Here is a 302-nt window from a genome sequence, read left to right as displayed (position 1 = left end):
CGCTTGATGATGCGAAATGGGTGCTCCACCCTGGCCCGGATGCTGGCTTTCATGTATTCGATGTTGATGGCCGTTTTGTTCTTGCGTGGATGCTGTTTCAAGGTTCTTACCTTGCCGGGGCGCTCGGCGATCAGCCAGTCCACATCCACCTCGGCCAGCTCCTCGCGCTGTGGCGCCCCTTGGTAGCCGGCATCGGCTGAGACAAATTGCTCCTCTCCATGCAGCAGATTACCCAGCTGATTGAGGTCATGCTCGTTGGCCGCGGTGGTGACCAGGCTGTGGGTCAGGCCACTCTTGGCATC

Annotated in this window: 1 protein-coding gene; it reads right to left on the bottom strand. The window is 59.3% G+C overall.

Annotation, left to right across the window (positions count from 1 at the left end; all coding sequences use genetic code 11):
- Positions 1–302: transposase (locus OGX67_RS00380; protein WP_286525583.1), on the bottom strand; the 302-nt coding region annotated here is incomplete at both ends.

Origin of the sequence: Citrobacter sp. Cf118, from assembly GCF_030334095.1 — a bacterium.
GTDB classification, from domain to species: domain Bacteria; phylum Pseudomonadota; class Gammaproteobacteria; order Enterobacterales; family Enterobacteriaceae; genus Citrobacter; species Citrobacter freundii.
This window is presented reverse-complemented; position numbering and strand designations above follow the sequence as displayed.